The 4,649-nt window shown below is 64.7% G+C and carries 4 protein-coding genes; all 4 read right to left on the bottom strand.

The window, feature by feature from the left end:
* The coding region (locus tag OC610_RS21555) for a PleD family two-component system response regulator (protein ID WP_264430627.1) at positions 1 to 991 on the bottom strand (991 nt) is incomplete at its 3' end.
* A 39-nt stretch (positions 992 to 1,030) separates the two neighbouring features.
* Complete coding sequence (gene cheB, locus OC610_RS21550) at positions 1,031 to 2,041, bottom strand: chemotaxis response regulator protein-glutamate methylesterase (RefSeq protein ID WP_264430625.1); 1,011 nt, start codon at positions 2,039 to 2,041, stop codon at positions 1,031 to 1,033.
* Complete coding sequence (locus OC610_RS21545; RefSeq protein ID WP_264430624.1) at positions 2,038 to 4,314, bottom strand: hybrid sensor histidine kinase/response regulator; 2,277 nt, start codon at positions 4,312 to 4,314, stop codon at positions 2,038 to 2,040. The genes cheB and OC610_RS21545 overlap by 4 nt, the downstream gene beginning before the upstream one ends.
* Positions 4,311 to 4,649, bottom strand: a 339-nt coding sequence (locus OC610_RS21540) for a chemotaxis protein CheW (RefSeq protein ID WP_264430622.1), incomplete at its 5' end; no start/stop codon positions are given. The genes OC610_RS21545 and OC610_RS21540, both read right to left, overlap by 4 nt.

Here is a 4,649-nt window from a genome sequence, read left to right as displayed (position 1 = left end):
CAACCCGATTGCGCCCGTTGTGCTTGGCCATGTACAGCCCCTTGTCCGCCGCGGAGATCAACTCGCGGCAATCACTGCCCTGCTGCGGGGTGAAGGTCGAGACGCCGATGCTGACGGTCAGGTTTTCCCCGCCGTCGGGCGTGGTATGGGGGATTTTCAAGGCGACGACGCTCTGGCGCAGTTTTTCGGCCATCAACCGTGCACCGCCCGGCGAGGTGCCGGGCAGGACCAGGGCGAATTCCTCCCCGCCATAACGGGCCGGCAGGTCGGAAGGCCGGCTGCACGAATCGCGGATCGCCGTGGCGACCTTGCGCAGGGCTTCATCACCCTCGAGGTGGCCGAAGTTGTCGTTGTAGGACTTGAAGTAATCCACGTCGATCATCAACAACGACAGCTGAGATTGGTCCCGCAGCGCCCTTCTCCACTCCAGTTCCAGGTATTCATCGAAGTGCCGGCGGTTCGACAGGCCGGTCAGGCCATCGGAGTTCATCAGCCGTTGCAGCACCAGGTTGGTGTCCAACAACTGCTGCTGGCTGACCCGCAACGCGCGAAAGGCCGCGTCGCGCTGCAACAGCATCATGTAGGAACGCGAGTGATAGCGGATGCGCGCCACCAGTTCGATGTTGTCCGGCAATTTGACCAGATAGTCGTTGGCCCCGGCGGCGAACGCCGCACTCTTGATCAACGGGTCCTCCTTGGTCGACAGGACGATGATCGGAATGTCACGGGTCGCCGGATGACTGCGGTACTCGCGCACCAGGCTCAGGCCGTCGAGGCCTGGCATCACCAGGTCCTGGAGAATCACCGTCGGCTTGATGCGCACGGCATGGGCGATGGCCTGGTGCGGATCGGAACAGAAGTGGAAATCGATGTTCTGTTCGTTCGACAGCCCGCGTCGCACCGCCTCGCCGATCATCGCCTGGTCGTCGACGAGCAACACCATCGCGGCATTCTCATCGCGCTTGAAATCGTCGAGCTGTAGATCATTCATGGGGGCTCACCTGAATACTGCCTAGGGTGCGGGGGTTGGTCATTGGGTGAAAATCTCCACCAAGCGTGGCGCTATCTTATCCAGCGCCAGGATCTGCGCAGCCGCGTCGATGGCCGCCGCCGCCTTGGGCATGCCGTATACCGCGCTGCTCTGCTGGTCCTGGGCGATGGTCACGCAGCCCTGCTGACGCATGAGTTTAAGCCCTTGCGCACCGTCGCGGCCCATGCCGGTGAGCAAGACGCCCACTGCATCACCGCTCCAGAAGTTGGCGACACTCTCGAAAAACACATCGATGGAAGGCCGATAGATCTCGTTGACCGGCTCGGCGGTGTAGGCCAGCGTGCCATTTTTCAACAGGCGCAAATGATGATTGGTCCCGGCCAACAGCACCGTGCCGCTTTGCGGCGTCTCGCCCTGGCGAGCCAGGCGGACGTCGAGTCCCGACACACCGCTGAGCCACTCGGCCATGCCAGCGGCGAACACTTCGTCCACATGCTGGACCAGCACGATCGCCGGCGCGAAGTCACGTGGCAACCCCTTGAGCAGCACTTCCAACGCCGCCGGGCCGCCAGCCGACGATCCGATCGCCACCAGGCTGTTGCGTGACACCGACGCCCGTTGCGCGGCCGGCGCGGCGCGCTCGCGGTTGCCACGCTCGCCGATCAGCCAGCCGATGTTGGCGATCTTGCGCAACAGCGGCGCCGCGGCGTCCTCGGGCCTGCCGACGCCCAGGGCCGGGGTATCGACCACATCGAGAGCGCCGTGGCCCATGGCCTCGAACACGCGATGGACGTTCTGCTGGCTGTCGCCGGTGACGATCACAATGGCGCAGGGCGTGTCGGCCATGATCCGCCGGGTCGCTTCCACGCCGTCCATGATCGGCATGAACAGGTCCATCAGGATCAGGTCCGGCGTGTATTCATGACAACGCTGCACGGCCTCGGCGCCGTTGGCGGCCACCCAGACCAGCTGATGCGCGGGCTCGAACGCCAGCGCACGGCGCAGGGCCTCGACCGCCAGGGGCATGTCATTGACGATGGCGATCTTCAAGCGCGTGCTCCTCCGATCAATTCGACCACGGCGTCGAGCAAGGCGTCGTCATGGAAACTCGCCTTGGCTAGATAATAGTCGGCCCCGGCGTCCAGGCCACGGCGACGATCTTCCTCGCGATCCTTGTAGGAAACCACCATCACCGGCAGCGATTGCAAGCGGTTGTCGCGCCGCAGCAACGACACCAGTTCGATACCGTCCATGCGCGGCATGTCGATGTCAGTAATGAGCAAATCGAAATCCTCCGAGCGCAACGCGTTCCAGCCGTCCATGCCGTCCACCGCCACTGCCACGTCATAGCCGCGATTGAGCAGCAGCTTGCGCTCCAGTTCTCGCACCGTCAGGGAATCATCGACCACCAGGATCCGCTTGCGCGGGACCTGGGCTTCGTTTTGCCGGGCGATGCGTTCCAATCGTCCGGTATCGAGCAGCTTGTCCACCGAGCGCAGCAGGTCTTCCACATCGACAATCAGCACCACCGAGCCGTCGTCGAGCAATGCCCCTGCGGAAATGTCCTGGACCTTGCCCAGGCGCTCGTCCAACGGCAGCACCACCAGCGTCCGCTCACCGATGAATCGTTCCACCGCGACGCCATAGATGACCTCTCGTTCGCGGATCATCACGACCTTGAGGGCCTGGCCGTTGTTGGGCGTCACCGGACGATTGAGCAATTGCGTGGCGGCCACCAGGCCAACATGGCGCCCCTCATGCCAGAAGTGCTGGCGGCCTTCGACCTGAACGATGTCTTGCGGCGCGAGGTCGCACATGCGCTCGATATGGGCCAAGGGAAACGCGTAGGCTTCGCCACCGACCTCCACCACCAGGCTGCGCACCACCGACAACGTCAGCGGCACTTCCAGGTGGAAACGACTGCCGGCGCCCGCCGTTTGCTCCAGCACCACCGCGCCGCGCAACTGCCGAACCATATGCTGGACCGCATCCAGGCCGACGCCGCGCCCGGACACTTCAGTGACCTTGTCCCGCAGGCTGAAGCCCGGCAGGAACAGGAAGGTCAGCAGTTCCTCTTCACTCAGGCTGGCGGCAGTCTGCTCGGGAGAAAGCCCGCGCTCGACAATCGTGCGCCGCACCCGCTCCAGGTCCACGCCGGCGCCATCATCCGCCAGCTCCAGCACCAACAGGCCGGCCTGATGGGAGGCGCGCAAGCGAATCAGGCCTTCAGCGGGCTTGCCTGCCAGCACCCGTTGCTCGGGCATCTCGATGCCGTGGTCGACGGCGTTGCGCAGCAGATGGGTCAGGGGCGCCTCGAGTTTTTCCAGTACGTCACGATCGACCTGGGTTTTCTCGCCTTCGATTTCCAGGCGCACCTGTTTGCCCAGGCTACGCCCCAAGTCCCGCACCATCCGCGCCTGCCCCGCAAGCACATCGGCAAACGGTCGCATGCGACAGGCCAGTGCCGTGTCGTACAACACTTGTGCCCGCTGGCTGGCCTGCCAGGCGAACTCATCCAGCTCAGCGGTTTTCTGCGCGAGCATCTGTTGGGTTTCGGCCAGCAGCCGCCGCGCATCGTTGAGGGCTTCCTGGGCCTGCAGGCTCAGCGCGTGATCCTTGAGATGCACGTTCAGGTCTTCGAGGGCGCGCAGGCCATTGCTTTGCTGGCGCCTGATCCGTTGCATCGTCGCCAGCCAGGGCTTGAGGCGCTGGGTTTCAACCAGGGATTTGCTCGACAGGTCCAACAGGCTGTTGAGGCGTCCGGCCGTGACCCGCAAGACGCGCTCGCCGCCCTCGGTGGTGCGTTTTTTCCTGGCGGTCGGTTCCAGCGGCTCCATGGACATCGGCTCGGGCGCTTCGCTACGCACGGGTTCGGCGGGTATCTCGATGGTCGGCGCCATGACGGTGGGAGTCGGAGCCGGAGCTGGCGTTGCGGACGGATCCAGCAGGTGTCCCAACAACCCGACATAGGCCTCGATGTCCTCGGCAGACACGCTGTTGCCGGGGGTCGCGATACGCGTCAGCAAGTCCGTGCCCTGCAGCAGCGCGTCGATATGCTCGGCGCGCAAGACCAGCCGCCGCTCCTGGGCGCTGACCAGGCAATCTTCCATCACATGGGCCACGCTGACGCCGGCATCGACCCCGACGATTCGCGCGGCGCCCTTGAGCGAATGGGCCGCACGCATGCACGACTCCAGGTGATCGGCCTGGGTCGGATCGCGCTCCAAGGCCAGCAAACCGGCACTCAATACCTGGGTCTGGGCTTCGGCTTCCAGGCTGAACAGCTCCAGCAACGAGGCATCGCGCATCTGGTCGGGGGTCATGACAGGCTCCGGGACACGGCGGACAGCAGTTGCTCTTCATCCAGCCAACGCAGGCTGCGTCCTTTGTACTGCAACACGCCACGGGTGTACTTGCCCGCCGATGGCGAAGCGTTCGCCAGGATGCGCTCGTCGATGGCATGGATGCCGTCCACTTCATCGACTGGCATCAGCACCGGCCCGCCTTGCGCGGCGACGATCAGCATGCGTGGCATGATCCGTCCACCGGAGGGCGCCGGCGAGCCCGGCTCCAACCCCAGCAGTTCCACCAACGACAGGCACGCCACCAGGGCGCCGCGTACGTTCGCCACACCCAGCAGGGCGCGCGAGCGCTGATG

Origin of the sequence: Pseudomonas agronomica, from assembly GCF_025917275.1 — a bacterium.
GTDB classification, from domain to species: domain Bacteria; phylum Pseudomonadota; class Gammaproteobacteria; order Pseudomonadales; family Pseudomonadaceae; genus Aquipseudomonas; species Aquipseudomonas agronomica.
Note: the sequence above shows the minus strand (reverse complement) of the source record. Positions and strands in the feature narration are given on the sequence as shown.